Here is a 25,195-nt window from a genome sequence, read left to right as displayed (position 1 = left end):
AGAATTTAGTAGTTGCGAGAAAATCTCGCAACTAAATTTTATGCAAAAAATAGATAAACATAAAGCGATACTATCACCGCACCAGCAAAGGCTAGGTAAGCACCTGCTTTAATCATATCCATTTGTTTAATCATGCCAGTGCCAAAAACTAGGGCATTTGGCGGAGTTGCTACTGGCATTACAAAGGCACAACTTGCGCCGATACCAATAACGATTGTAAGTGTTTCTTTCGGCAAGCCCATGTGAGATGCTACACCCGCAAAAACAGGCACCAAAAGCGCAGCCGAGGCAGTGTTACTAGTAAATTCTGTAAGGCAGATGATAAATACAGCAGTTACTAAGAGTACCAAATACACAGGCGCGTCTTTGAAGGTATCAGCGACTAAATTTCCTAGCACGCTAGAAGCTCCCGACATGCCTAGCACCGCACTTAGCGTCAAACCGCCACCAAATAGCATCAAAACACCCCACTCTGTGTTTTCTGCCACATCGTGCCATTTAGCAAGGCCTAGCATTACCACAGCGATTGCAGCGCACACAGCGACATAGGAGTCGTCGATTTTAAAGCCGATTACCTTGCTAATGTCTTTTGAGAAAATCCACGCAAACGCAGTAATTACGAAAACTATGACGGTAAGTATGCGCTTGTTGTTCCATGGAATTTCTTCGAGCTCGATCTCGACTTTGTGATTTAAATTTGGGCGGAAGACCAAATATAGCACCACTAACATTAATGGAAGCATTAAAAGCATTACCGGAAGTCCAACCTTCATCCAATCAGCGAAATTCCAGCCCAAAGCCTCAGCTGCGATGATGTTTGGCGGTGAGCCAACAATCGTGCCAAGTCCTCCAATACTAGCTGAATAGGCAATTCCTAAGAGTAAAAAGACGATTGTGCCACGATCTTCTTTTTTCTTTGTGTCTAAATTTGCGCAAATTCCAAGCGCAAGCGGTAACATCATCGCAGCGGTTGCGGTATTTGATACCCACATTGATAAAAGCGCAGTTGTGATACATATCAAAATCGCAGCCACGCCAAGGCGTCCGCCGGCTTTTTGGATAAGCCATGTTGCGATTTTTTTGTCGAGTTTTTGCATGTGAAGTGCCGTAGCTAGGGCAAATCCACCAAAAAATGTAAAAATCGTAGGGTTTGCGAAATTTGCCAAGGCATTTTTTAGCGTCAAAGCCGTAAATTCGCCGTCTTTGCCAAATTTACCAATCCCAATCGCCACAGCCAAAACTGGCACCATAAGCGCTGTAATTGTGATATGCACGGCCTCCGTAAGCCACATAATCGCGATAAATGCCAAAAGCGCCAAGCCTTTTTTGACATTTGGCTCAAACGGCAAGACATTGTAAAGCGCAAATGCGATCAACGCCGCTACTATCGCAATGATAATGCCACGCTTCGGAAACGAATCAACATCGGTTAGTTGCGCTACTTCTGCAACTTCTTCCGAGTTTTGCGGTTCTAGGTCTGGGAAGTTGTGCCCACGCACCTTGATTTGATCAGGCATGTTACTCCTTTTTTGTAAGATTTTATGAATAATACAAAATTAGGTTGGAAATTTATTAAAATTGCGTTAAATAAAATTTGAAAATTTTTTTGTGCGTTACTTATGGTAACAAAATTTTAAAATTTGGCGAAATTTTAAAATTTTTATAAAATAATATTAATAAATTTTATCCTTTAAATTTGATTTAAATTACAAATTTTCACAAATTTAAAATGTGTAATGGTCAAATTTAAACGCTCTGCGCGCATAAATTTGACCTAAAAATTATTGAAGCGGGATATTTTCGCCGTTTAGTTGCAATAAATTTGAAGCCTTATCGTAGCTAAAATCAAGCTTTACGCCATTTCCCTCAGGGCGTAAAAACTGCGCCGAATACAGCTCGATTAGCGGTGCGAACGGGCGCAGGCTATCGTAATCAGAGATAAACTCACTAAGGCTTGTGTCGATTTTAGCACTTCCGCTGGCGCTCATTTTCGCAAACAGTGTTTCCTCATCGACGAAATCGCCCACGACGCCCTTTGCGCTAAGGCTAAATTTTTTGCCGACGCTATTTTCAAAAGATAAATTTTTCAAATTTAGCGAAATATCATCTTTGAGCAAATCTCTTAAAATTTGCGGATTTTTCGCTAGTTCCTCTGCTTTGTTTTGGTTCGCAAATGCAAGCTCGCGGTAAAGTTTTTCACTCATAGCGATGTCGCTATCGATTGCGACATTTCGCACTAGCACATCTGCGACTTTGAGGCTTGCTATGCGTGATTTATCGTCCATAAAGTATTTTCCGCCACTAATCTTAGTCTCGCCCTCGCTAGAAGCGTCATTTGCGACGATAAATCTATCGCCCTCCACGGTGATTAGGGCGTTTTTAAGGCTGGAAGTATAGCTCATATCAGCTAAGAAATAATCCACTAGCTCTGCGCCATTTTTGACGCCGTTTTTGTATTTCATATCGTAGTTAAGGCCCCGCATTTCGATATCCACACCCTCTACGCCATAAACGAAAAATTTATCTAAACTCAAATTTAGGGTTTTAAAAATTTCGCCATTTAAATCGCTAACTCCGCCAAAATTTAGCCCGCTTAAATTTATCATCACCCCCTCGTTTGAGTATTCGGCGTCTGAAATTTGGGTGATAAATTTAATATCAGTTGCGATTGTGACGCGGTTTGTAACGATTTCCTCGGTTTTGAAAAATTGTTTTAAAATTTCGGCATAGTGTGGGGTAGTGATTTTGATTTTGCCCTCGATTTGCGCGCCATCAGCGATATTTGCGACACTGTGCGCGATAGTATAATCATACCTAAACTCCAAATCCTGCGGGAAAATCTCATCCATTTCGGAATTTAACTTTTGCAAATCCTTAGCTTCTGTCTCGCCATGCACGCTAGCTACGACTGCGACTAGCTGATCTTTTAGGGTTTGTTTTTTAATCACGCCGATAAAATATCCAGCAGACGAGCTATCGCCTCGGTCGAATTTACGCTCTTTGACCTCGAAAAACTGGCTATTTTCTAGCATTTGGTTAATGTATTTTTCGGCTAGCTCGCCTGCTTTGTTGCCAACTACGCTATCAATAGCCTTAGCGATAGGGTTTGCGGGCGCACTTTGCTCTACTTTTGGCTCGTTTTGGCTCTCGCCCTTATCTTTGCTTGGCAAAAAGGCAAAACCCAAAATTAGCACGATTACAGCCACTATGGGAACAAGAAATTTTTTCACAGCTTCTCCTTAAAATTTGGATTAAATTCAAAAAGACATTGTAACCAAAAATAATAAAATTTTAAATTATCTATCTTTAACCAAAACAAAGATATAATTTCGCCATTAATCAAAATCAAAATTTAGGATATTTCTATGTCAAAACAAACAAAGTATATTTTTGTGACGGGTGGCGTGTTAAGCTCCCTTGGCAAGGGTATTGCGGCGGCATCGATTGCGACACTTTTGAAGCACTCGGGGCTAAAAGTTCGCATGCTAAAAGCAGATCCATACATCAATGTCGATCCAGGCACTATGAGCCCGCTAGAACACGGAGAGGTTTTTGTCACTGATGACGGGGCTGAAACTGACCTTGATTTGGGACATTATGAGAGATTTTTGGACGAAAATTTAAGCCAAGATAACAACTTCACCACAGGCAGAGTTTATAGCGCAGTAATCGAGCGCGAGCGCAGAGGGGATTATCTAGGCAAGACTATTCAAGTAATCCCGCATATCGTGGGCGAGATCGTGCGCCGTATCAAAAAAGCGGGCGAAGATAACGACATTTTAATCGTCGAAATCGGCGGAACCGTGGGCGATATCGAGGGTTTGCCGTTTTTGGAGGCGATAAGGGCTATGAGAGTGGAGCTTGGGCGCGCAAACACCATGAATATCCACCTAACGCTAGTTCCTTATATCAAGGTCGCTGGCGAGCTAAAAACCAAACCAACTCAGCACAGCGTGGGCGAGTTGCGCCGTATCGGTATCAGTCCTGATATGATAATTTGTCGTTCTGAAATGCCTTTAAATCGAAATTTAAAGGATAAAATCGCGCTAAGTTGTGGCGTGGATAAAAACTGCGTCATCGAAAGCCCAGATAGCCAAAGCATATATCAAATTCCACTCGCATTTATGAGCCAAGGAATTTTAGAGCCGATTGCAAGCTTCCTAAATTTAGGCGTTTTAAAGCCAGATATGAGCAAATGGGACAGCCTAGTCAAGCGCGTAATCGCTCCGACTAATGAGACCACAATCGCATTTGTAGGCAAATATATCGACCTTAAAGAGAGCTACAAATCCCTAACCGAGGGCATTATCCATGCAGGGGCTACTCTGGATACTAGGGTAAATCTCAAATGGATTGATAGCGAAAAAATAGAAGAGTCAAATTTAGATGAAATGCTAAGCGATGTAAATGGCGTGCTAGTAGCTGGGGGATTTGGCGTGCGTGGCGTAGAGGGCAAAATTTTAGCCATAAATTACGCTAGGACGCACAAAGTGCCGTTTTTAGGCATTTGCCTTGGTATGCAATTATGTATAATCGAATTTGCACGAAATGTGCTAGGCATAAAGGACGCAAATTCAATCGAATTTGATGAAAACACCAAAAGTCCGCTTATTTATCTCATCGATAGCTTTATCGACGCAAGTGGCAAAAAACAAATCCGCACGCACAAAAGCCCGCTAGGTGGGACTATGCGCCTTGGCGGATACGACTGCGATACCAAAAAAGGCTCGCTTTTAGCCAAAATTTATGATGGCGCAAAGACCATTAGAGAGCGCCACAGACACAGATACGAGGCAAACCCTGAATATAGAGCCGAATTTGAAAAAGAGGGTTTAATCGTATGTGGCGAATCAAACGGCCTAATCGAGGCGGTAGAGTTAAAAAATCATCCGTTTTTTCTAGGTGTGCAGTTTCACCCAGAATTTACTAGTCGCTTAGTGCGCCCAAATCCTGCGATTTTGGGCTTTATCGAAGCTTCTATTAAAAATGTTAGGTAAAAACGAAGTAAGGGAAATTTTACAATCGAGGTTTGCAAATGATAAACACACAAAACTTAGTGAAATTCCCTTACCAAGCCAGCTCAAAGATATCTATAAGGCTGCATTGCGTATAAAAACTGCCATTGATGAAAATGAACGCATAGCAGTCGTGGGTGATTACGATGTCGATGGCATCGTAAGCACCGTGATTATGAGCGACTTTTTTAACCAAATCGGCGCAGATTATGTCATAAAAATCCCGAACCGCTTCACTGACGGATACGGACTAAATAACGAAATAATCGATGAATTAGAGGGTATCGGGCTGATAGTTACCGTTGATAACGGCACTTCGGCGATAGAAGCAGCGCAAATTTGCGCTAAAAAGGGCATTGATTTAATTATCACAGATCACCACATGCCACCACCAATCCTGCCAGAAGCCTACGCTATCGTCAATCCAAAACAACCAGACTGCACCTTCCCAAATGTCGAAATTTGCGGGGCGCAGGTCGCGTGGTATCTAGTGGGCGCGCTCAAAGAAACCCTTGGCGTGAATTACGATATGTCTAGCCTAATGGATATCCTAATCATCGCCATAATCGCCGATATGATGGAGCTTAGAGATATGAATAGGGCGCTTTTGCGCTATGGTATCAAAAAGCTAAACAACTCAAATCGGGCTTGTTTTAAGGCGATTAAAGAGCATTATTTCAAAAAACATTTCGAATTCGACGATATTAGCTACACAATTGCTCCGCTGATTAACTGCACGGGGCGCATGGATGATGCGACGATGTCGTATAAATTTCTGTGTGCGCGCGATATCAGAGAGGCAAATCAATACCTAAAAATGATAGATCACATCAACAACTCTCGCAAAGAGGAGGAAAAGGCCCTTTACGAGCAAATCGCGCAAAGTATCAACGAAGACGACAATATCATCGTGGTTTGGGGTGATGAGTGGCACGAGGGGATCATCGGAATCGTGGCTTCGCGCCTAAGCAAAACTTACAAAAAACCAGCGATTGTTTTTAGCGTGCATGAGGACCGCGCCAAGGGAAGTGCTAGAAGCGTGGGGAAATTTGATATTTTAAATTTAATCTCATCGCAGGCTGAAATTTTAACCACTTACGGCGGGCATAAGGGTGCAGCTGGTGTGGGGATTGAGCCTGCGAATTTGGAGGAATTTAGGCGCAGGGTAAATGCGAAAATCACGCCTGATGATTTGGAGGATTTCAGAGCGGCGGACGATTTGCTAGGCGAGCTAGAAGTTTCGCAAATCGACTTTGAACTGCTTGAAATTTTGGAATTTTTCGAGCCTTACGGGCAGAAAAATCCAAAGCCTGTGTTTAATATCTGTGGTGCGAGTGTGGGCAATGTGCGCCAAATCGGCAAAGATGGCAAACATATCAAAATGAGTATCCAAAAAAACGGCGCCAGCGTCGAGGCGCTGTGGTTTAACTATGATTTTTTGCCACGCGAAAATCAGAGAGTGGATTTGATTTTTAGCATAAATAAAAATAATTTCAGAAGTGTAATCTCGCCAGAACTTGTGATAAAGCAGATGAGCCCAGCTGAGTAAGCCATGAAATTTGGGTTAAATTTAGCGTGAATTTAGCCCAAATTTAGGATTTTTTCCATTGTTTTACCTCCATTACATCTCCCATCATATCTTCATCGCCCTCTTCTTCATCAAGCCACCACCACTCTTTCACATTATCGATAAACCATTTTTCCTTTATCAAATAAACATAAGCAAAACTGCCTAAACTAGAAAAACCATTTTCGCCCCTAATGGCATAATATGTGTTTTTGTCTTGCTTTTGCATATTGCACTCTTTGGCGATTTTGTCAATCTGTGCGTAAAGCGTTTCTGGGCGGTATTTGCCCTCGCGCAGGATTTTTTCCTCGTCAAGGACAAATCTCGTTCCCATTAGCGGATAGGTGCTATTTTCACCACTCATTTGCCCTCGCCTTTGTTTTTCATCTTTGCAAGTGCATCAAGTGCGCTTTCATAGGCTTTTTTGCTGATTTCACGCGCTTTTTGGCTCATATTTTTCGCCATATCCGTTTTGATTTCGCTAAGTTTTTCGCTCATTTCCTTTTTAAAGCTACCGAATTTCTCATCAAGCTCGAAATTTTCGATAATCCTCTCGCCCTTTTCCTTCCATTGCGCGCTTAGATCCTTGGCTTTTTCGCCAAATTTCATTTCGCTGATTTTATCGCTTAGCACCTCGCCAAGCTCGCTATAAATTTTCTTAAATTTCGACAAATACCCGCCAAATTCCTCTTGCGCTAATTTTTCGATTTCGCTTTTGGCTGGCTCGCCAGCGCGAGAGATTGCGTCGCTTAAAACAGCTGTGAAAATGTCGCTAGTCTGGGCGATTTGTGCCTTTTTTTGCTCCAAGGTCTGCACGCTCTCATCAGGGCTCACGCTCATATCGTCTAGGTATTTTTCAGCCACTTTGGTGATCGCATCATACACGCCAAGCACAGCTCCGCGGATTAGTGCAGGGGCAGTGTTTTTGCTCTCGTTTGCCACGAAAATCGCGCTTTCGATGATGAGTTTGGCTATCTCTTTTAGGCGGAAGCGGGTAAATTCGCCCTCGCTAATAGCGTAAAATGCGATATTTTTCGCCGTATGATGCGCCGTATCCTCGATATCATCGCCGTTTTCAAGCACGCTGATAAACGCCATTTCGCTAGCTTCCTTCAAAACATCGGCAAGCAAAAGCGAGTTTTTGCTAAGCTCGCCAAGAGCGTCAGCGACTATGATTTTTTCATTTTCGCCCAAATTTGGGAGCAAATTTTCGATTTTTTCGTAGCCGTTTTCGACTAAATTTAAAAGCTCTCTTTGTGAGGCTAGGATTTTTTTGCGCAAATCGTCGTATTCGTAAAACAGGCTATAAAGCTCCTTTTCGCCCTCTTCGCAAAGTGCCTTTTTCGCGCCGTTTATGACAGATTTGGCGTTTGATTTGTTTAAAATTTCAAGCTCACCTAGCTTGGCGCAAAGTGCGCTAGTAAGGGTTGCAAATTTAGCGGTTTTCTCATTTTTACTTAAATTTCCAAATTCGCTTTCGCACGCTAAAAATGCCAAATTTTCGATACTTTCAGTAATTTGCGCCTCGCTTGCGCTGCGTAAATTCTCGCCAAATTTAGCTAGTAATTCCTCTTTCATACTCTCTCCTATAATACAAATTTAAAATTTTTCTTTAATTTCTCAAAAACGCCCAGCCTGTGAGCCTCGCTGGCTACCAAGACCGAAATATCAAAGCTTGCGTATTTTCCGCCGTTTGAAAATTTCGAAAATTTCAGGCTGTATTCCTCGTTAGCTAAAACTTCGTCAATCTTTTCTTTTTTTTGCGTGGCGCACTCGATGATGACCTTGTATTTCCACTGCGCCGGATAGGCGATTACAGGCTTACTCTCTAACATACACGCCACTTTTGCCACCCTCTTTGCGCTCTAAGATTATGTCTGAAATGCGCATTGATTTATCCACGGCCTTAACCATATCATAAATGGCTAGTAAGCCCACGCTCACGCCAGTTAGAGCCTCCATTTCGACCCCTGTTTTGCCTGTGATTTTCACGGTGACTGATAATTTAAACGCACTAGGAAGCTCTGTTATTTGCGTTTTTACCGAATTTATCATTAGCGGGTGGCACATTGGGATTAGTTCGCTTGTCTTTTTTGCCCCCATGATAGCTGCTACAACGGCGGTTTGAAGCACGGGGCCTTTTTTGCCATCACCCTCTTTGACTGCGCGAAACGCAGCCTCGTTTAGGTGGATTATCCCGCTGGCTGTGGCTACACGCTCGGTGTCGTCTTTGGCGCTGACATCGACCATGCGTGGCATATTATTTTCATCTATGTGTGTTAGCATTGATTTTCCTTGGAATTTGATTTGGCGGGATTATAGCAAATTTTTGGGCATAAAAAAAGCCTAGACCCGAAAGCCTAGGCAAATACAAAAAGGAGGTTTTTATCTTGTCGGACAGGGGGATTATACTACTAGTTTGGTAAATAAATGATTAATATGTGATATAAAAATGATAATTTAAGTATATTTTAATATGCGAAATTTGGGAATTTCGCATATTTTTTTATTTTCAGACTTTAAACATTTTCATCAATGTGCCAAGATCAAGCCCAGCTTGCCCACCATTGTCTGCGCCAAAACCAGCCTTGTTTCCGCCACCGATGATATTGCCTAGGATTCCGCCTAGATCGTTCATATCGATTTTGCCGTCGCCGTTTGTGTCAAATTTCGCCACAGCAAGCTTGCCGATAAGCGCGGTAAAATCTACGCCTGAATTATCCACTGAGTTTGCGTTTGCCTTCGCTCCACCGCCTAAAAGTCCGCCTAACACAGCTCCAATCATATCGCTGCCGCCGCCATTTCCCATAGCATTTGCAGTGTTGCCTTTTAAAAAGTTATTGCTAACGCCGGCGATTAGGGCATTTACTTGATCATCAGGCAGATCGACGCCTAAAAATTTCTCGATAAATGCAACTGGGTTTGCTTGGAAATTGCTGACATTTCCCTCATCGCTTTTTAGCGCAGAAACCATTTTCATAAGTGCGTTTAAATCCATAATAGCTCTCCTATCATTAAAAATTTGGCTGATATTTTAGCAAAATTTTAATAACAATCATTAAAATTTACCTTTTTTACCTAAAATTACGCAAAAATTTTCAAGGAGAAAAAATGAAAAGATTTTATCTTGTTTTGGCGATTTTATGCGGTTTAACTCACGCAAATGAGGATAGCGACAAGCTATTTGGGGATACTAAAATTTCCTTGCCGTGCGATTTAAACACAGCCTCGTGCATTAGCAATGCAGGTGGCGAGAGTGCGAGCTTTACAATCATACCAGCGCCGATTGTAGCGATGAGCGAGAGCGAGGTTGTGGTAAGCGGGATTTTGCGTGAGCTAAAAAATCCAACCCTAAAAATCAAAGGAATTAGCATGAATATGGGAAATTTCGAAAGCCCGCTTGTCCGCTTTAACGACGGCTCATACCATGCTAAAATCATGGTCGCAGCCTGCCACAGCCCTATCATGCGCTACAAACTCGAAATTTTCGAAAACGGCGAAAGCACAGGGCATTTTATCTATTTTGATTTGCGCAAAACGCCAAAACACAAATAAATCAAATTTTGCATAATTAGGCAAGAAATTTGCAATATTGTTCTATTAAAATTTTAAAAATTTTGGTATAAAAAGGTAAATTTATCACAAGGAAAATTTATGCAAACATTAAAACAAATGCGATTTAGTGGCGAAAGAGCACTTTTTGGCGCGAAAAATTTAAAAATAGAAAATTCTGTTTTTTGCGACGGCGAATCACCGCTGAAAGAGAGCTCTGACATAATCGTGCAAAACTCAAAATTTGAGTGGAAATATCCGTTTTGGTATGCGAAAAATATCGAAATCTCAAACTGCCTTTTCGATGAAATCGCGCGCGCAGGTATCTGGTATAGCCAAAATTTAAGGCTAAGTGATTGCGTTTATGGCGCGCCAAAGGGGCTTCGCAGAGTAAAAAATGCGCACATTGAAAATGTCCAATTCACTGACGCGCTAGAAACCCTGTGGCACTGCGAGGATATCGTGCTTAAAAATATCAGCGCAAAAGGCCCATATTTCGGGCTTGATTGCCAAAATTTAGAAATACAAAATTTAAATCTTTTTGGCGATTATTGCTTTGACGGTTGCAAAAATGTGAAAATCAAAAATTCAAAACTTCTTAGCAAAGACGCGTTTTGGAACTGCGAAAATATCCTAATCGAGGATTGTTTCATCGCGGGCGAGTATTTTGGCTGGAATTCCAAAAATGTCACTCTGAAAAACTGCAAAATCGAAAGCCTGCAAGGATTTTGCTATATGCAAAATTTGCGCCTAGAAAACTGCGAGCTCATAAACACGACCTTGGCGTTTGAATTTAGCGATGTGCATGCCCAAATCATCGGCGAAATCGACAGCGTGAAAAACCCGCGCTCAGGGCTAATCAAAGCCGCTAAAATCCGCGAGCTGATCCAAGACGGCGCGACAGATGCGAGCAAAACAGAGATTATCACTGAATTAAGGGCGTAAAATGGCGTATGAATTTGACAATCTGCCAAACCGCGCTGGCACAAAATCGCTAAAATGGGAAGTAGGTGAGGGCGAGCTTGCAATGTGGGTTGCGGATATGGATTTTGCCGTAGCGCCAGAGATTTACGAGGCATTAAAAAATCGCTTGGAAGAGCGCGTGTATGGATATAGTGTGCTAGATGAGCAGTGGGAAAATGCCTATACTTCGTGGTGGAAAAGGCGCCATAATTACGAAATCAAAAAAGGCTCTCTAACTTACGCTGGTGGCACGCTAGCAGCGATAAATTCGCTAATTCGCAAGCTTAGCGCGCCCGGGGAAAATGTCGTAATCCTAACGCCTGTTTATAACTGCTTTTTTTACTGCATTAAAAATATGGGCAGAAATACCCTTTCTTGTGAGCTTAGATACGAAGAGGGCGAGTATTTCATCGACTGGGGAAATTTGGAATTTTGCCTAAAAGAGGCGCAAACATCGTTATTACTGCTTTGCAATCCGCACAATCCTATCGGCAGGACCTTGCGCAAAGACGAGCTAATGAGAATCGGCGAGCTATGCGAAAAATACGGCGTCATCGTCATCAGCGATGAGGTGCATTGCGATATCACTGAGCCTGGCGTAAATTACACCGCGTTTGCCGCTGCTAGCGAGGTTTGTGCGAATTTAAGCGCAAATATCATAGCTCCCACAAAGGCGTTTAATATCGCTGGTTTGCAAACAGCGGCTGTTTTTACCCCAAATCCAAAACTGCATAAAAAAGTCAGTCGCGCGCTAAATGGCGATGATATCGCAGAGCCTAGCTTTTTTGGGCTAATTGCGGCGGTTGCGGCGTTTGAGAGGGGCGAAGCGTGGTTGGAAGAAATGAGAGCGTATGTGAGCGCAAACCGAGCTTTTGCCAATGAATTTATCGCGCGCGAACTGCCAAAAGTGCGTAGCGTAGCACAAAATGCGACATATTTAATGTGGCTTGATGTAAGTGGGTATTGCGATGAGGGCACGAAATTAGCCAAATTTATCCGCCAAAAAACAGGGCTTTTCCTAAGCCACGGCGCGCAATACGGCAAGGGCGGAGAGAAATTTTTGCGATTAAATATCGCAACTTCGCGCAAAAATGTGATTGATGGTCTATCTAGGCTAAAAACTGCGCTTGATTTATGGGAAGGACAAATTTAAATTTCGACATAATATGTCAAAATTTCACGCTAAAATAGTGGAAATTTTAGAAAAGGAGCGCGAAATGAAAAAGATTTATTTCACAATCACTGGGCTAAATTTCTACTATGGGTGGGAATTTTTGAAGGAAAATATGGTCGTAAATCTCGAAAAAGAGCCAGATAATAAATACGACCGCGAGGCAATCGTCGTGAAATTGGAGGGTTTTGGTAAAATCGGCTATGTCGCAAACAGCACCAAAACTGTCATCGGCGAGAGCATGAGTGCAGGTAGGCTTTACGATAAATTTAAGAAAAAGGCAAAAGGTAAAGTTTTATTTGCGAGCGAGCGGGGCGTGATTTGCCGTTTTAAAGGCTAAAATTTAGGCGCAAAATTTGGTGAAATTTTGAAATTTGATAAAATTTTGAAATTTAAAGAAATTTGGTAAATTTGGGGCGAATTTGCCCCAAATTTTAACTTAGAACTAAAATCGGCACAAGAGCGTTGTGCAAGATATCCTCTGAAACGCTTCCTACAAAAAGCTTTTTGAAAAAACTCTTCGTAAATGCGCCAGTCGCGATTAAGTCTAGGTTGTTGGCGCGGCGATATTTGATAATCTCATCGCCTGGCACATCGCCTGAGACGCTTACAAATTCGGCGTTTTCGCCTTTTAAAATTTCTCTTGCGATTTCAAGCGTTTTTTGCGATTCCTCGGCGTCGTTATTTACATTTATGACATATTTTTTCGCGTCTTTTAGAAGTTTGGCCTCTTTTGTGAAATTTAGAGTTTTTTGCGCAGCCTCTGTGCCGTCAAATGCCACAAGCACGGAGTTTATCGGGCTAAAATCTTTATTTACCAAAAGGGCTGGAACTTTCATTTCTTTAATCAGCATAGTTGCGTTAAAGCCCACATCTTCGCTGTTTGTGCCCTTTATGCCTAGCACGAAAATTCTAGCCTCGTCTTTGTATTCTTCGATGATTTCGATAAAATCGCCGTCGCGCAAAATCGCGCTAGCGCTCACGCCCTGAGCCTTTGCCTCATCTACGCATTTATCTAGCCATGCTTTGATTTTACTCTCATCTACTTCGTTGTCTTTGCCGTCAAACGCCCCATACTGCGATATTACCATATCATTTTCGCCCAAAACTATCCCGCCAGCTGCAAGTCCGTAAAAATTTTGACCAAGCTCTGGGGTTTCGATTACATGGATAAACACAGCCTCGGCGTCAAGACGCTTTGCAGTGTAGATTCCATAATCGCAAACAGGTTTTAAAAGCGCATTTTCATCAACACAGATAAATACTTTTTTGCTCATAGCTATCCTTTTGATTAAAATTCGAAAGAGAATAGCAAAATTTTGAATAAATTTCGTTTAAATTTCACTATTTTTTATTTTTCGTCGCCTTTTTCGATAAATTCAAAATAATCGCTTGAATTTTCATCAAAAGTGCGGTTTTTCGTGTGATGGTAGTATAGATACGCTAGGCCAACGGGTGCGATGATGATAGAAAACGCAAAAAGCACTATCATAACTACAAGTTTCCAAATGAGCAAAAACACGGCATTTACGATAAAAAAGTTGTTTCCGATGATGAAATTTACGATACTTTCATATACAAATCTCGCATACGGATACAAAAGCGCGCAAATCGCATAAAATATATAGATGAAAAAATCCATGCCAGCGAATTCCTTGCCAGTCCTTGCGCTCATACTTTCTGCTGAGTAGCTTTGCGCCCAGATCAAAATCACAGCCAAAACTGCGCCAAAGATAAAATGTCTAAAATAATACGCCTTGTCTAATCCGCCAAAAGTTTTTTGCCAAATTCCCATGAAATTTCCTTTTTAAAATTTAAAAAGGGGATTATAGTTCCCCATTAAAAACAGATAAAATTTTGATTAAATTTGATTTATAGATAAATTTAGCTTTACAGCCCTGCGTTTGCAATCGCTTCGGCTTGTGCGTTTGTGATGAGCGGATCGATGATTTCATCAAAAAGCCCGCCTGCCATTATCGCGTCTAAGCGATAAAGTGTTAAATTTATGCGGTGGTCGCTAATGCGGTTTTGCGGGTAGTTGTAAGTGCGAATTCGACCGCTTCTATCGCCGGTGCCGACTTGATCTTTTCGTTCGGCGCGCTCTTTTTCTAGGCGTTCTTGCTCTTGCAAGTCATAAAGCCTAGCTTTTAGCACTTTCATCGCAGCTTCTTTGTTTTTGTGTTGGCTTTTACCGTCTTGGTTGGTTACGACTAGACCTGTCGGTATATGGGTGATACGAACGGCGCTATCAGTTGTATTTACAGACTGTCCGCCATGCCCTGAGCTACGCATGACATCGATACGCAAATCGCTATCTTTGATTTCGATTTCGCTATCTTCGATTTCCGGCATTACAGCAACCGTGATAGCAGAGGTATGCACGCGTCCTTGACTTTCGGTTTCAGGCACCCTTTGGACTCTGTGTGTGCCGCCTTCGAATTTAAGCCTTGAATACGCTCCGTCGCCCTTAACAAGCAAAATAACTTCTTTAAAACCACCCACGCTTCCTTCGCTTTGGCTGACAATCTCGCATTTATAACCGCGAAGTTCGGCATAACGCAAATACGCCCCTAGCAAATCTCCCGCAAAAAGCGCAGCCTCGTCGCCACCGGTTCCGGCGCGAATTTCAAGGAAGATATTTTTATCATCATTTGGATCTTTTGGAAGAAGTAAAATTTTGATTTGCTCTTCGAGTTCGTCTTTTTCGAGTTCTAAATTTTTAAGCTCCTCTTTGGCAAGCTCGCCAAGCTCAGGATCGCCTAATAAATTTTTGTTTTCCTCGATATCAGCGACAACCTTTATATACCTATCTGCGGCGTTTTTTATCGGTTCGATACCTCTTTGCTCTTTGGAAAGCTTTGTCATATTTGAAATATCGCTTGCGATACCTGGATCACTAAGGAGCCGTGAAAGCTCCTCGTATCGGTCTAAAAAGGGTTGTAATTTTTGGGCTAACATTTAATGATAATTATGCGACTTTTAGTGTATTTACTAGTTTTGCCAAGCGGCTAACTTTTCTGCTTGCAGTTTCTTTTTTCAAAAATCCACGGCTAACGAAAGCGTGGAAGCTTTGATTAACTACTTTTAGCGCTGCCTCGGCTGCTGCTAGGTCTTTACTATCTACTGCTTCTCTTACCGCTCTTGTCATGTTTTTTACTCTTGTGCGGTAAAATCTATTGCGCTCTGTTTTTTTCACAGTTTGTCTAGCGCGTTTTTCGGCTGATTTGTGATTTGCCATTTTTATCCCTTTAAATGAAAATATTAAACTCGTGATTATACTACAAAAATTTTAAGCGTTGCTGAAATTAAGCAATTTTTAAAAGAAATTCGATTATTAAACTTTTTTTGCTAATATTGCGAGAATTTTGATTTATAAAGGATTAAATTTATGAAACTTTTCGGAACTGACGGCGTCAGGGGCAGAGCGGGCGAGTTTTTGACAGCCGAACTTGCTATGAGATTAGCTATGGCGGCTGGAATTTATTTTAGGAAAAATTCCGTTACAAATATGATTTTAGTCGGTAAAGACACTAGGCGAAGCGGTTATATGATAGAAACTGCGATTGTGGCTGGACTTACTAGCGTGGGATACAATGTCCGCCAAATCGGCCCTATGCCAACACCTGCTATTGCGTTTTTGACAGAGGATATGCGCTGTGATGGTGGAATTATGATAAGCGCTTCGCATAATCCATACTATGATAATGGCATTAAATTTTTCGATCACACAGGCTTTAAGCTCGACGAAAAAGAGGAAGCCGAAATCGAAAAAATCTATTTTAGCGACGAGTTAATCGCAGAGGCTAGAAAGCAAATGATGGAAATTGGCGTGGCAAGGCGCGTCGATGATGTTATTGGCAGATACATCGTCCAGCTTAAAAATTCTTTTCCAAAAAACAAAACCCTGCACGGACTTCGCATTGTGCTTGATTGCGCAAATGGCGCAAGCTACAAGGTCGCTCCGACGGTGTTTAGCGAGCTTGGCGCAGAAGTGATAGTCCTAGGCGATGAGCCAAATGGAAAAAATATCAACGAAAATTGTGGCGCCTTGGCTCCGCAAAATTTGGCAAGCGAAGTAAAAAGATTGCGCGCTGATGTAGGATTTGCCTTTGACGGGGACGCTGATAGATTGGTCGTAGTCGATGATAGCGGTCAAATTTTACACGGAGATATTTTGCTTGGCGTTTTGGCGCTGTATTTAAAAGAGCTTGGCAAGCTTCAAAACGACCAAATCATCGCAACCGTGATGAGTAACGGCGCGCTTGATGATTTTTTGGCGAAACACAAAATCGCTGTGCATAGGTGCAGTGTGGGCGATAAATTTGTGCTAGAAATGATGAAAGAGAAAAAGGCGAATTTCGGCGGAGAGCAAAGCGGACATGTGATTTTTGGCGATTATGCTAAGACTGGCGATGGAATCGCCTCTGCGCTTCAATTTGCTGCTTGTATGCTTGGTATGAATAAAAAAGCGAGTGAATTAGCAAATTTAATCAAGCCGTATCCGCAAATTTTGCGAAATTTAAAGATTACAAATAAAAAACCGCTTGAAAAAATCGCTGGGCTAAAAGAGCTTGAAGAAGAGATCAAAAAAGATAAAATTCGCACGCTGTTTCGCTACTCTGGCACGGAAAATTTGATCCGTTTGCTTTTTGAGGGCAAAAACGCAAAAGCTCTGGAAAAATGGGCGAACGAAGCAGAAAAATTTTTCAAAAAAGCGTTAAATGACTAGAAAATTTATTAAATTTGTCCTGATTTTTACGCTTGTTTTGGCGCTTGATCAATTTATAAAATTTATATTTTTAAATGGTTTTTCGTGGGAGGGTGAGTATTTTTCGCTGATACTGACCTTTAATAGAGGCGTGGCGTTTTCGATGTTAGCTTTTTTGGGCGAGAGTTTGAAATTTATCCAGCTTGGGCTAATCGCGCTTTTGGCGTGGTATGTTTTTAGCCAAAAAGAGCTTTTTAACGCTCACTATCTGCCTTTTGGCATTTTGCTTGGAGGCGGGGTTTCAAATGTGCTAGATCGCTTTATCCACGGCGGAGTTGTGGATTATGTGGCGTGGCACAAATGGTTTGAATTTGCGGTTTTTAACTTTGCTGATGTGATGATTGATTTAGCAATTGTCATATTTTTGTGGCAAAATTTGAAAATTTCAAAGAAAGGCAAAATTTGAAAAGAAACAATTATATCGCGTATGCGCTGTGGTTTGCCGGAGCTTTTTCGTGGGCTGTGGGATTGCCGATTGGTGGCGGTTTGCACCGAATTTATTGTGGTAAATTTGTCAGTGGATTTGCGCAAATCGGGCTGTATTGGGCTGGGATTTTTACGCTGTATTTTTTGCTAGGGCTTGTGATTTTGCCGATTTGGCTTCTTTGGGTGCTTTTTGACCTATTTTTCGTAGGAATTTGGGTCGAGGATATCAACGAAGAAGCCGGCGAAGGCGTGGCTGAGGATTATTCACAGCGTCTTAAAAAGGTAGAGGCCCTATACGAGCTTTTCCAAAAAGGGGCGATTAGCAAGGAAGAATTTGAAGCTAGAAAAGATATTTTAATGAGAGATTGAAAGGAAGGAAAATGAGTTATTATTGGTTTAAATTTATCCACTTTGTGGGCTTTATTTCGTGGATGGCGATGCTGTTTTATTTGCCGCGCCTATATGTTTATCACGCTGAGAATTTGGACAATCCAAATTTTGTCAAAGTTGTGAAAAAAATGGAAAAAATGCTCTATCACGCTATCGGCTGGATAGCTTTGGCGGTTACGATTTTTAGCGCGGTTATGCTGATTTTGCTAAATCCGGGACTTATGAAAATGGGCTATTTTCACCTAAAATTACTTTGCGCTGTTTTAATGGTGGCTTATCATTTTTGGCTTCATTATTATTTGATTAAATTCGAAAAAGACGCCTGTAAAAAAAGTGGCAAGTATTTCCGTGCGCTAAATGAAATTCCAACGATTCTGATGATAGGCATACTTTATGCTATGTTAATCATGCCAAATCAATGAGAATTTAATGAAATTTATACTAAAATAGACAAATTTGTTCAAAGGGAGAATCATGCAACGCATAATCAAAAAAATCCTATCCAGCGAAAGTAGTGCTGGCGTAATCCTCCTTTTATCCGCAGTATTTGCTATCATCGCACAAAATGTCGATATTTTATCTCCGTATTACCGCGAGTTTATCCACACGCACATCGTCATGGGTATCGGCAAACTAAAACTCGATGAGGATATGCACTTTTGGATAAACGACTTTTTAATGGCGATATTTTTCTTCGCTATCGGTTTGGAGCTAAAACGCGAAAAAATCGAAGGTCAGCTTCGCCATTTTTCTCAAATTTTGCTTCCTAGCTTTGCCGCTCTTGGCGGTGTTATGGCGCCTGCGATTATCTTTACGATACTTAACTGGGGCGATAGCGAGGCTTTGAAGGGCTGGGCGATTCCTACGGCTACTGATATTGCCTTTGCCGTGGGCGTAATGGCGCTACTTGGCAAACGAATTCCAGCAAGTCTTAAAATTTTCGTCTTAACACTAGCGATTATGGACGATTTGTGCGCGATTTTGATTATTGCGCTTTTCTACTCATCTACGATAAATATCTCTTACCTAATCGGCGCAGGAATTTGCGTAGCGATTATGTTTATAATGAATAAAATGAAGGTAGATAAAAAACTGCTTTTTGTCATTATGTCGCTTATTTTGTGGGTAATGGTGCTAAATTCAGGTATCCACGCGACAATCGCTGGCGTTGTGGCTGGATTTTGTATCCCATTGCAAACTCGCTCTGGCTCAATGCTAAAAGATATGGAGCACGGACTTGCATATCCTGTGAATTTTTTCATTTTGCCGATTTTTGCCTTCGCAAATGCGGGCGTAAGCCTAGCTGGTATGAGCCCTAGCTATCTATTTGGCCCAGTTCCAATGGGTATCGCGCTTGGTCTATTTTTCGGCAAACAATTTGGAATTTTCGCATTTAGCTGGCTACTTATCAAGGGCAAAATCGCCTACTTGCCAGAAAACGCAAACTGGGCGCAACTATACGCTGTAAGTATAATTTGCGGTATTGGATTTACAATGGCGCTATTTGTCGATGGCCTAGCTTATGGCGGAAGCGACATTTATCATCACACAGACAAACTCGCTGTTTTCATCGGCTCTATCGTCTCAGGTCTGGTCGGATACATCGTGGCTAAGGCCGTAGGACCAAAACCAGCCTAAATTTAAGGGCAAAATTTAGTGCTAAATTTAGCCTTATTTCTTAGTGCGCGCGAGTGGAGAGATCTACTGCGCGCCGAATTTCAAAGCGAAAATTTCAAAAATTTAGAGCGAAATTTAGCTCAAATTTCACAAACTACCCAAATTTACCCACCGCTAAATTTAATCTTTAACGCCCTAAATTTGACCCCATTATCAAATTTAAAAGTCGTAATCATAGGTCAAGACCCATACCGCGGCGCAGGCGAGGCTATGGGGCTAGCATTTAGCGTGCCAGAGGGGGTAAAAATCCCGCCAAGCCTAAAAAATATTTTTAAAGAAATTACCGCAGATATCGGCTCGTGCGCCATAAGTGGGGGCGATTTGACCCCGTGGGCGAGGCAGGGCGTGCTACTACTAAACTCCACTCTAAGCGTGAGTGCAGGTGCTGCAAATTCGCATGCTAAGCTTGGCTGGGGCGCATTCACAGACGCAATAATCGCCAAAATCAGCGAAAACCGCGAAAATTTAGTCTTTATGCTCTGGGGAAATTTCGCCATAAAAAAGGCAAATTTGATTGACGCAAATCGCCATTTGATTCTTACAGCCCCGCACCCTAGCCCATTAGCGCGCGGTGGGTTTTTTGGGTGCAGACATTTTAGCAAATGTAATGAATATTTAGCTTTACACGATAAAAATACAATACTTTGGTAAATTTATAAAAATACTATGTATTTTAAAATTTAATTAAACAATTTAAGTATATAATCAGCGCCTAAATTTTTATCTACACTAAAAAAAAGGAAAAAAATGAATAAATTTTTATTCGCATTTGCTTCTAGTGCGCTACTTTTTAGCGGAGTTTGCGCCAAAAGCCTAGCAGAAATCAAATCTAGCGGAACAATTATAATAGCCGTCCATGATGACGAGGCTCCATTTGGCAAGCTAAATGGTGACAAATACGAGGGTTTTGAAATAACCTTAGCCGAGGCTGTGGCTGCGAAAATTTTCGGAGATAGCGAGGGAAAGGTGGAGTTCGTAGCCTCTGCGAACGATGAGACCTCTTATAGATTATTGCAAGATGGCGCTGTGGATATGGCTGTCTCGACCCTAGTCCCTACCGCTGAGACCGAGAAGCTCGCTGATTTTTCTAGCCCGTATTTTAGCGTAAATGTCGGTATCCTAACCCGCAAAGCAGACGCGATAACGAGCATAAAAGATCTAAAAGATAAAACAATCCTAGCCATGCCAGGAAGTATCGGCGAAAAATATTTCCAAAAACAAGGCTATACTATCAAAGAGTGCGATAGCGCTGGTGGCTGTGCTAGGGCGCTACTTGAAAATCAAGGCGATGCCTATGCTGATGAAAACATCATCGTAATGGCGTTTCCAGTGATAAATAGAGAAGTCGAAGTCCCGCAAAAAAACCTCGGAGCCTCTGAGTTTAACTCAATCGGCGTGCAAAAGGGCAACGCAGATTTGCTAAAAGCAATCGACGCTGCGCTTGTGGAGCTATCTAAAACCGGCTTTTTTGAAACAGAGTTTAACAACCACATTTCCCCATATTACAAGGGCACAGCCGAGAAAAAATACTTCTTGCTAGATGATATTTATAATCTACTTTAAGCTTTAAATTTTTAAAATTTCGCCTTGCTAAATTTGCGTTTAGCAAGGTTTTTTACTGCTAAAAAACCTTAAATTTTGATAATTAAGTTAAATTTTTGTGACATAAATCTCTTTTAAATAAAATTTTTGATACAATCGAAAAATTCAATTTTAATCAAGGGGTGAAAAATGCAAGTTCCAATTCGTTATGGCAAAGATGATGTTTTAAGCATAAATTTTGACGAAAAAAATCTTTTGGGGATTTTCAATCCGAATAAGGTTGAGAAATTTGACGAGGCAGAGCTTATCAAAAAAGCAATGCAAAATCCGATAAATCAAAAAACTTTTGATGAGTTTATCAGTGGCGATGATGAGATCGTAATCATTGTAAATGACGGCACTCGCCCAACTCCGACATCTAAAATTTTAAAAGAAATTTATCCAAAAATTCGCGATAAAAAGAAAACCTTTATCATCGCAAACGGCTGCCACAGAGACCCGACCGAAGATGAGTATGAGATGATCTTTTCAAAAGAAATTTGGGCTGAGGTCAAGGCCAAAGGCGAGGCTCACAGCCACGATTCTAAAAACGATGAAATGGTCTATTTGGGCGAGAGTAGCAACAAAACCCAAATGTATCTAAACAAAATCGTAGCAAACGCGAAAAAAGTTATCCCGATCGGCTCAGTCGAACCGCACTATTTCGCGGGTTACACAGGCGGTAGAAAGGCGTTTTTGCCAGGCGTTGCCAAATATGAAACTATCGAGCAAAACCACAAACTAGCCCTTAGCCACGACGCGCAGGCTTTGCGATTAGAGGGCAATCCTGTGCATGAGGATATGGTCGATGCGATGAAGGTGCTAACTCATATCGATGTATTTGCGATTATGACGGTGCTAGATAGCGACCATAATATTTATTATGTAAATAGTGGCGATTTAAACGATACATTTTATGATTGTATTGAAAAAGCAGAAGAGGTATTTTGCGTCAAAATCCCTCAAAAAGCCGATATCGTAATCTCAGTAGCCCCATATCCAATGGATGTGGATCTATACCAAGCGCAAAAAGCGCTAGATAACGGCAAACTAGCTTTGGCAGAGGGTGGCGTGCTTATCATGGTCGCTAAATGTCGCACAGGTATCGGCCCTAAGCCGTTTTTTAACCTAATGGCATCGGCTGATACGCCACAAAAAGTGCTAGAAAAAATCCAAGAGGAATTTCACCTAGGCTATCATAAAGCTGGCAAAATGGCTGAGATTGGGCTTTGGGCGCAGACTTGGGCAGTTAGCGATCTAAGCGACGATGAGATGAGAGCTGTGCATTTAAAGCCATATCATGATTTGCAAAAAGCCCTAGATGACGCGCTTAGCGAGAAGGGCAAAGACGCTAAGATTGTGATTTTGCCATTTGGTTCAATGACGGTTCCAAAAATTTGAGTAAATTTATCTATTTAGACTGCGCCAGTGGCATTAGCGGAGATATGTGCCTTGGCGCATTTATCGACCTTGGCGTAGATTTTGGCTTTTTAAAACACAGCCTTACAAAGCTAGGAATTTTTAATGAGTATGAAATTTGCGCCAAAAAGGTTTTAAAATCCGGCATAAGCGCTACGAAAGTAGATGTGATTTTAAAGCGCAAATGGAGCACCACGCCCCATTTTCATGAGCATGGACGCACTTTTAAAGACATTGTAAATTTAATAAATTCTTCAAATTTAAGCGAATTTGTAAAAGAAAAATCAATCGAAATTTTCACTATCATCGGCGAAGCGGAGGCAAAAATCCACCAAAGTAGCCTAGAAAATGTCCATTTCCACGAGGTTGGCTGCACAGATAGTATAGTCGATATCGTAGGAAGCGCGATTTGCTTCGAATCGCTTGGGATTTCACGCGTGCTTTGCTCGCCACTTGCACTTGGCGGGGGATTTGTGAAGTGCGCTCACGGAATTTTAAGCGTGCCAGCACCCGCGGTAAGTGAAATTTTATCTGGCGTGCCTGTGAAATTTGGCGGTGATTTCGAGCAGACGACACCTACTGGCGCAGGTATCGCAAAGGCTCTAACGAGCGAATTTTGCGCCGATTTTAGTGCTAAAATTTTGCGCACTGGATACGGGGCTGGAAGCAAGGAAGCTAAATTTGCAAATTTGCTTAAAATTATGATTTGCGAAGATGAGAGCATGAGGCAATCAGGGCAGGTTTTAATCGAGACAAATATCGATGACATGGACGCTGAGGGCTTGGCGCTAGCGAGCGAAATTTTATTAAATGCTGGCGCGCTTGATGTGTTTAGCGAGGCTGTAAATATGAAAAAATCGCGCCTTGGCACGAAGCTTAGCGTGCTAGCTAAATCTTGCGACGCGCCCGCGCTAAAAGAGCTGATTTTTCGCCATACCACGGCGATTGGGGTGCGTGAAATTTCTGTGCAAAAAACAGAGCTTCCACGCCAAATTCGCGCTGTGAATACGAAATTTGGCGAGGTTAGGATTAAAATTTGCAAATTTGAGGGCGGAGAAAAAATCAAACCTGAATTTGATGATTGCAAAAATTTGGCACAAAAATTTGGCACAAATATCGCTACGGTGCGAGCTGCGGCGATCAAAGAGTATGAAAATGGAAACTTTAAAGGAAGAGATTAGAGGGCTTAAAAATCTCGCCCTGGCCTTTTCTGGCGGGGTGGATAGCTCGTTTTTAGCCTGCGTGGCGGGCGAAATTTTGGGGGAAAATTTCATCGCGCTCACCATAAAAACGCCATATATGAGCGAACGCGAAATTTCGCAGGCTATAAATTTTGCTAAAATTCACAAATTTCGCCACGAAATTTTAGAACTCCAAACACCGCAAGAAATCGCGAATAATCCGCAAAATCGCTGTTATTTATGCAAAAAAAATTTATTCGAAAATTTAATTAAATTTGGGCGAAATTTGGGGTTTTCAAATTTCGCAGACGGCACAAACAAAGATGATTTGGGCGAAGATCGTCCAGGACTTCGCGCCGTGCGCGAGCTTGGCGTCATTTCGCCACTGATAAATTTAACCAAAGCCCAAATTAGGGAGTATTCACGCACCCTGCGCCTAGAAAGCGCGGACTTGCCTAGCTTTGCGTGCTTGCTAACTCGTTTGCCTCACGGGCGCGAATTTAGCGCAGATGATTTAAAATTGGTTGAGCGTGTGGAAAATTTACTCATACAAAATGGCTTTGCAAACATCAGAGCGCGCTTTAATGGGCGAAATTTAAAAATCGAAATGCCAAGAGCGCTGATGAGCGAATTCGTGGCGAGTGAAAATTTTGCAAAAATTATTCAAAAAATAGATGAAATTCCGCAAATTGATGAAATTTTGCTCGATTTAAAGGGGTTTAGAAAGGAAGTTTTAAATGAAAAAGGCTGAAATTTTGGACTTAATCGCCCAAATCAAGGGTGGCAAAATTTCTGATGAAAAGGTCGTCGAGTATTTCGCAAACTACCCATTTTCCGATATCGGCTGCGCTAAGGTCGATATGCAAAGAGAGCTTAGAAGTGGGGTTGGCGAGGTGATTTATGGCGAGGGAAAAAGTGCTGAGGCGATTTTGGCAATCGCGCGCGAGTGTGTAAAAAATGGCAACAATGTCCTAATCACGCGCACAAATTCGCAGGTGGCTGAAATTTTGCAAAAAGACTTCCCGCTTGCCAAATTTAACGAGGTCGGCCGCACGATAAGCATTATCATAAACGAGCCAAAACTTACCGAAAGTTATATCGGTATCATTTCGGCTGGCACATCTGATTCTTACGCTGTGGAAGAGGCATGCGAGACGGCGAAATTTTTAGGTAATGATGTGCGCAAAATCACCGATGTGGGCGTGGCTGGGATAAATAGGCTGTTTTTGAAGCTTGATGAAATCCAAAAAGCCAAAGTCCTAATCGTCATAGCAGGCATGGAAGGAGCCCTTCCTAGCGTGATTGCAGGCCTTGTCAAAGCCCCAGTCATCGCCGTGCCTACGAGCGTGGGATATGGGGCGAGTTTTGGTGGTGTGGCAGCCTTGCTTGGTATGCTAAATTCGTGCGCAAACGGCATTAGTGTCGTAAATATCGACAACGGATACGGCGCAGCGTATAATGCGAGTATAATCAACCATTTATAAG

28 protein-coding genes are annotated in these 25,195 nt (G+C 42.0%); 17 read left to right on the top strand and 11 right to left on the bottom strand.

The window, feature by feature from the left end; all coding sequences use genetic code 11:
* Positions 1 to 38: 38 nt before the first annotated feature.
* Together OFO10_RS00215 and OFO10_RS00210 are read right to left on the bottom strand one after the other, a co-directional pair.
* Positions 39 to 1,517 carry an SLC13 family permease gene (locus OFO10_RS00215; RefSeq protein WP_270865647.1) on the bottom strand — a complete coding sequence of 493 codons (1,479 nt, stop codon included), beginning with the start codon at positions 1,515 to 1,517 and terminating at the stop codon, positions 39 to 41.
* A gap of 264 nt (positions 1,518 to 1,781) precedes the next feature.
* The gene (locus OFO10_RS00210; RefSeq protein WP_270865646.1) at positions 1,782 to 3,230 is read right to left on the bottom strand and encodes a hypothetical protein; all 1,449 of its coding nucleotides are present in this window, start codon (positions 3,228 to 3,230) and stop codon (positions 1,782 to 1,784) included.
* Positions 3,231 to 3,365: 135 nt separating this feature from the next.
* On the opposite strand from OFO10_RS00210, the gene OFO10_RS00205 reads away from it, so the two are divergent.
* Together OFO10_RS00205 and recJ are read left to right on the top strand one after the other, a co-directional pair.
* The gene (locus OFO10_RS00205) at positions 3,366 to 4,997 is read left to right on the top strand and encodes a CTP synthase (protein ID WP_270858699.1); all 1,632 of its coding nucleotides are present in this window, start codon (positions 3,366 to 3,368) and stop codon (positions 4,995 to 4,997) included.
* Positions 4,987 to 6,564: a single-stranded-DNA-specific exonuclease RecJ gene (gene recJ, locus OFO10_RS00200; protein WP_270865645.1), complete on the top strand. Its 1,578-nt coding sequence runs from the start codon at positions 4,987 to 4,989 to the stop codon at positions 6,562 to 6,564. The genes OFO10_RS00205 and recJ overlap by 11 nt, the downstream gene beginning before the upstream one ends.
* A 43-nt stretch (positions 6,565 to 6,607) precedes the next feature.
* Here the strand turns inward: recJ and OFO10_RS00195 are convergent, their stop codons facing one another.
* The 5 genes from OFO10_RS00195 to OFO10_RS00175 all read right to left on the bottom strand — a co-directional run bounded on the left by OFO10_RS00195 (position 6,608) and on the right by OFO10_RS00175 (position 9,580).
* On the bottom strand, positions 6,608 to 6,946 hold the full coding sequence (locus OFO10_RS00195; RefSeq protein ID WP_270865438.1) for a hypothetical protein: 339 nt from the start codon (positions 6,944 to 6,946) through the stop codon (positions 6,608 to 6,610).
* Positions 6,943 to 8,160, bottom strand: coding sequence for a hypothetical protein (locus OFO10_RS00190; RefSeq protein ID WP_270865644.1), 1,218 nt, complete (start codon positions 8,158 to 8,160; stop codon positions 6,943 to 6,945). Before OFO10_RS00190 ends, OFO10_RS00195 begins: the two co-directional genes overlap by 4 nt.
* An 8-nt stretch (positions 8,161 to 8,168) precedes the next feature.
* Positions 8,169 to 8,417: an HP0495 family protein gene (locus OFO10_RS00185; protein WP_270865643.1), complete on the bottom strand. Its 249-nt coding sequence runs from the start codon at positions 8,415 to 8,417 to the stop codon at positions 8,169 to 8,171.
* Complete coding sequence (gene moaC, locus OFO10_RS00180) at positions 8,404 to 8,868, bottom strand: cyclic pyranopterin monophosphate synthase MoaC (protein ID WP_270865642.1); 465 nt, start codon at positions 8,866 to 8,868, stop codon at positions 8,404 to 8,406. Before moaC ends, OFO10_RS00185 begins: the two co-directional genes overlap by 14 nt.
* Before the next feature lie 226 nt (positions 8,869 to 9,094).
* A complete protein-coding gene (locus OFO10_RS00175; protein ID WP_270865641.1) occupies positions 9,095 to 9,580 on the bottom strand; it encodes a hypothetical protein in 486 nt (161 codons plus the stop codon).
* Between the two features lie 113 nt (positions 9,581 to 9,693).
* On the opposite strand from OFO10_RS00175, the gene OFO10_RS00170 reads away from it, so the two are divergent.
* The 4 genes from OFO10_RS00170 to OFO10_RS00155 all read left to right on the top strand — a co-directional run bounded on the left by OFO10_RS00170 (position 9,694) and on the right by OFO10_RS00155 (position 12,608).
* On the top strand, positions 9,694 to 10,137 hold the full coding sequence (locus OFO10_RS00170) for a hypothetical protein (protein WP_270865640.1): 444 nt from the start codon (positions 9,694 to 9,696) through the stop codon (positions 10,135 to 10,137).
* Positions 10,138 to 10,236: 99 nt separating this feature from the next.
* Positions 10,237 to 11,079: a DUF3737 family protein gene (locus OFO10_RS00165; RefSeq protein WP_270865639.1), complete on the top strand. Its 843-nt coding sequence runs from the start codon at positions 10,237 to 10,239 to the stop codon at positions 11,077 to 11,079.
* 1 nt (position 11,080) lies between these two features.
* Positions 11,081 to 12,250 carry a MalY/PatB family protein gene (locus OFO10_RS00160; protein WP_270865638.1) on the top strand — a complete coding sequence of 390 codons (1,170 nt, stop codon included), beginning with the start codon at positions 11,081 to 11,083 and terminating at the stop codon, positions 12,248 to 12,250.
* 64 nt (positions 12,251 to 12,314) lie between these two features.
* Positions 12,315 to 12,608: an HIRAN domain-containing protein gene (locus OFO10_RS00155; protein ID WP_270858709.1), complete on the top strand. Its 294-nt coding sequence runs from the start codon at positions 12,315 to 12,317 to the stop codon at positions 12,606 to 12,608.
* 94 nt (positions 12,609 to 12,702) lie between these two features.
* Here OFO10_RS00155 and OFO10_RS00150 read toward each other — a convergent pair whose 3' ends face one another.
* The 4 genes from OFO10_RS00150 to rpsT form a co-directional block, all read right to left on the bottom strand.
* Entirely contained in the window at positions 12,703 to 13,545 is an 843-nt protein-coding gene (locus OFO10_RS00150; protein WP_270865637.1) for a universal stress protein, read from the bottom strand.
* A gap of 74 nt (positions 13,546 to 13,619) precedes the next feature.
* Entirely contained in the window at positions 13,620 to 14,063 is a 444-nt protein-coding gene (locus OFO10_RS00145; protein ID WP_270865636.1) for a hypothetical protein, read from the bottom strand.
* Between the two features lie 95 nt (positions 14,064 to 14,158).
* Positions 14,159 to 15,226 carry a peptide chain release factor 1 gene (gene prfA, locus OFO10_RS00140; RefSeq protein WP_270858712.1) on the bottom strand — a complete coding sequence of 356 codons (1,068 nt, stop codon included), beginning with the start codon at positions 15,224 to 15,226 and terminating at the stop codon, positions 14,159 to 14,161.
* A gap of 10 nt (positions 15,227 to 15,236) precedes the next feature.
* Positions 15,237 to 15,506 carry a 30S ribosomal protein S20 gene (gene rpsT / locus OFO10_RS00135; protein WP_270858713.1) on the bottom strand — a complete coding sequence of 90 codons (270 nt, stop codon included), beginning with the start codon at positions 15,504 to 15,506 and terminating at the stop codon, positions 15,237 to 15,239.
* A gap of 150 nt (positions 15,507 to 15,656) precedes the next feature.
* Between rpsT and glmM the strand changes: the two genes are divergently transcribed.
* The 11 genes from glmM (at position 15,657) to larB (ending at position 25,194) form a co-directional block, all read left to right on the top strand.
* Complete coding sequence (glmM, locus tag OFO10_RS00130; protein ID WP_270862848.1) at positions 15,657 to 16,997, top strand: phosphoglucosamine mutase; 1,341 nt, start codon at positions 15,657 to 15,659, stop codon at positions 16,995 to 16,997.
* Complete coding sequence (gene lspA, locus OFO10_RS00125) at positions 16,990 to 17,442, top strand: signal peptidase II (protein ID WP_270858715.1); 453 nt, start codon at positions 16,990 to 16,992, stop codon at positions 17,440 to 17,442. Before glmM ends, lspA begins: the two co-directional genes overlap by 8 nt.
* The gene (locus OFO10_RS00120; RefSeq protein WP_270858716.1) at positions 17,439 to 17,831 is read left to right on the top strand and encodes an SHOCT domain-containing protein; all 393 of its coding nucleotides are present in this window, start codon (positions 17,439 to 17,441) and stop codon (positions 17,829 to 17,831) included. The genes lspA and OFO10_RS00120 overlap by 4 nt, the downstream gene beginning before the upstream one ends.
* An 11-nt stretch (positions 17,832 to 17,842) precedes the next feature.
* The gene (locus OFO10_RS00115; RefSeq protein WP_270858717.1) at positions 17,843 to 18,274 is read left to right on the top strand and encodes a CopD family protein; all 432 of its coding nucleotides are present in this window, start codon (positions 17,843 to 17,845) and stop codon (positions 18,272 to 18,274) included.
* A 52-nt stretch (positions 18,275 to 18,326) separates the two neighbouring features.
* On the top strand, positions 18,327 to 19,490 hold the full coding sequence (gene nhaA, locus OFO10_RS00110; protein WP_270858718.1) for a Na+/H+ antiporter NhaA: 1,164 nt from the start codon (positions 18,327 to 18,329) through the stop codon (positions 19,488 to 19,490).
* Between the two features lie 18 nt (positions 19,491 to 19,508).
* Positions 19,509 to 20,180 (top strand): uracil-DNA glycosylase, encoded by a 672-nt coding sequence (gene ung / locus OFO10_RS00105; protein WP_270865635.1) that lies wholly within the window; start codon positions 19,509 to 19,511, stop codon positions 20,178 to 20,180.
* Positions 20,181 to 20,276: 96 nt separating this feature from the next.
* Complete coding sequence (locus OFO10_RS00100) at positions 20,277 to 21,092, top strand: transporter substrate-binding domain-containing protein (RefSeq protein ID WP_270865634.1); 816 nt, start codon at positions 20,277 to 20,279, stop codon at positions 21,090 to 21,092.
* A gap of 168 nt (positions 21,093 to 21,260) precedes the next feature.
* On the top strand, positions 21,261 to 22,511 hold the full coding sequence (gene larA / locus OFO10_RS00095; protein WP_270865633.1) for a nickel-dependent lactate racemase: 1,251 nt from the start codon (positions 21,261 to 21,263) through the stop codon (positions 22,509 to 22,511).
* Positions 22,508 to 23,710: a nickel pincer cofactor biosynthesis protein LarC gene (larC, locus tag OFO10_RS00090; RefSeq protein WP_270865632.1), complete on the top strand. Its 1,203-nt coding sequence runs from the start codon at positions 22,508 to 22,510 to the stop codon at positions 23,708 to 23,710. The genes larA and larC overlap by 4 nt, the downstream gene beginning before the upstream one ends.
* Positions 23,685 to 24,461: an ATP-dependent sacrificial sulfur transferase LarE gene (gene larE / locus OFO10_RS00085; protein ID WP_333721400.1), complete on the top strand. Its 777-nt coding sequence runs from the start codon at positions 23,685 to 23,687 to the stop codon at positions 24,459 to 24,461. Before larC ends, larE begins: the two co-directional genes overlap by 26 nt.
* The gene (gene larB / locus OFO10_RS00080) at positions 24,448 to 25,194 is read left to right on the top strand and encodes a nickel pincer cofactor biosynthesis protein LarB (RefSeq protein ID WP_270865630.1); all 747 of its coding nucleotides are present in this window, start codon (positions 24,448 to 24,450) and stop codon (positions 25,192 to 25,194) included. Before larE ends, larB begins: the two co-directional genes overlap by 14 nt.
* The last annotated feature ends 1 nt before the right edge of the window (position 25,195 follow it).

The sequence above is a fragment of the Campylobacter sp. VBCF_06 NA8 genome, assembly GCF_027737825.1.
GTDB lineage: Bacteria > Campylobacterota > Campylobacteria > Campylobacterales > Campylobacteraceae > Campylobacter_B.
Note: the sequence above shows the minus strand (reverse complement) of the source record. Positions and strands in the feature narration are given on the sequence as shown.

Coding starts and splice junctions, on each gene's coding strand:
- moaC (WP_270865642.1), bottom strand. CDS start 8,868: ATGCTAACACACATAGATGAAAATAATATGCCACGCATGGTCGATGTC.
- glmM (WP_270862848.1), top strand. CDS start 15,657: ATGAAACTTTTCGGAACTGACGGCGTCAGGGGCAGAGCGGGCGAGTTT.
- OFO10_RS00190 (WP_270865644.1), bottom strand. CDS start 8,160: ATGAAAGAGGAATTACTAGCTAAATTTGGCGAGAATTTACGCAGCGCA.
- nhaA (WP_270858718.1), top strand. CDS start 18,327: ATGCAACGCATAATCAAAAAAATCCTATCCAGCGAAAGTAGTGCTGGC.
- OFO10_RS00185 (WP_270865643.1), bottom strand. CDS start 8,417: ATGTTAGAGAGTAAGCCTGTAATCGCCTATCCGGCGCAGTGGAAATAC.
- OFO10_RS00215 (WP_270865647.1), bottom strand. CDS start 1,517: ATGCCTGATCAAATCAAGGTGCGTGGGCACAACTTCCCAGACCTAGAA.
- OFO10_RS00145 (WP_270865636.1), bottom strand. CDS start 14,063: ATGGGAATTTGGCAAAAAACTTTTGGCGGATTAGACAAGGCGTATTAT.
- OFO10_RS00170 (WP_270865640.1), top strand. CDS start 9,694: ATGAAAAGATTTTATCTTGTTTTGGCGATTTTATGCGGTTTAACTCAC.
- OFO10_RS00195 (WP_270865438.1), bottom strand. CDS start 6,946: ATGAGTGGTGAAAATAGCACCTATCCGCTAATGGGAACGAGATTTGTC.
- prfA (WP_270858712.1), bottom strand. CDS start 15,226: ATGTTAGCCCAAAAATTACAACCCTTTTTAGACCGATACGAGGAGCTT.
- OFO10_RS00100 (WP_270865634.1), top strand. CDS start 20,277: ATGAATAAATTTTTATTCGCATTTGCTTCTAGTGCGCTACTTTTTAGC.
- recJ (WP_270865645.1), top strand. CDS start 4,987: ATGTTAGGTAAAAACGAAGTAAGGGAAATTTTACAATCGAGGTTTGCA.
- rpsT (WP_270858713.1), bottom strand. CDS start 15,506: ATGGCAAATCACAAATCAGCCGAAAAACGCGCTAGACAAACTGTGAAA.
- OFO10_RS00205 (WP_270858699.1), top strand. CDS start 3,366: ATGTCAAAACAAACAAAGTATATTTTTGTGACGGGTGGCGTGTTAAGC.
- larA (WP_270865633.1), top strand. CDS start 21,261: ATGCAAGTTCCAATTCGTTATGGCAAAGATGATGTTTTAAGCATAAAT.
- OFO10_RS00155 (WP_270858709.1), top strand. CDS start 12,315: ATGAAAAAGATTTATTTCACAATCACTGGGCTAAATTTCTACTATGGG.
- OFO10_RS00150 (WP_270865637.1), bottom strand. CDS start 13,545: ATGAGCAAAAAAGTATTTATCTGTGTTGATGAAAATGCGCTTTTAAAA.
- OFO10_RS00165 (WP_270865639.1), top strand. CDS start 10,237: ATGCAAACATTAAAACAAATGCGATTTAGTGGCGAAAGAGCACTTTTT.
- OFO10_RS00160 (WP_270865638.1), top strand. CDS start 11,081: ATGGCGTATGAATTTGACAATCTGCCAAACCGCGCTGGCACAAAATCG.
- lspA (WP_270858715.1), top strand. CDS start 16,990: ATGACTAGAAAATTTATTAAATTTGTCCTGATTTTTACGCTTGTTTTG.
- larB (WP_270865630.1), top strand. CDS start 24,448: ATGAAAAAGGCTGAAATTTTGGACTTAATCGCCCAAATCAAGGGTGGC.
- OFO10_RS00175 (WP_270865641.1), bottom strand. CDS start 9,580: ATGGATTTAAACGCACTTATGAAAATGGTTTCTGCGCTAAAAAGCGAT.
- larE (WP_333721400.1), top strand. CDS start 23,685: ATGGAAACTTTAAAGGAAGAGATTAGAGGGCTTAAAAATCTCGCCCTG.
- OFO10_RS00115 (WP_270858717.1), top strand. CDS start 17,843: ATGAGTTATTATTGGTTTAAATTTATCCACTTTGTGGGCTTTATTTCG.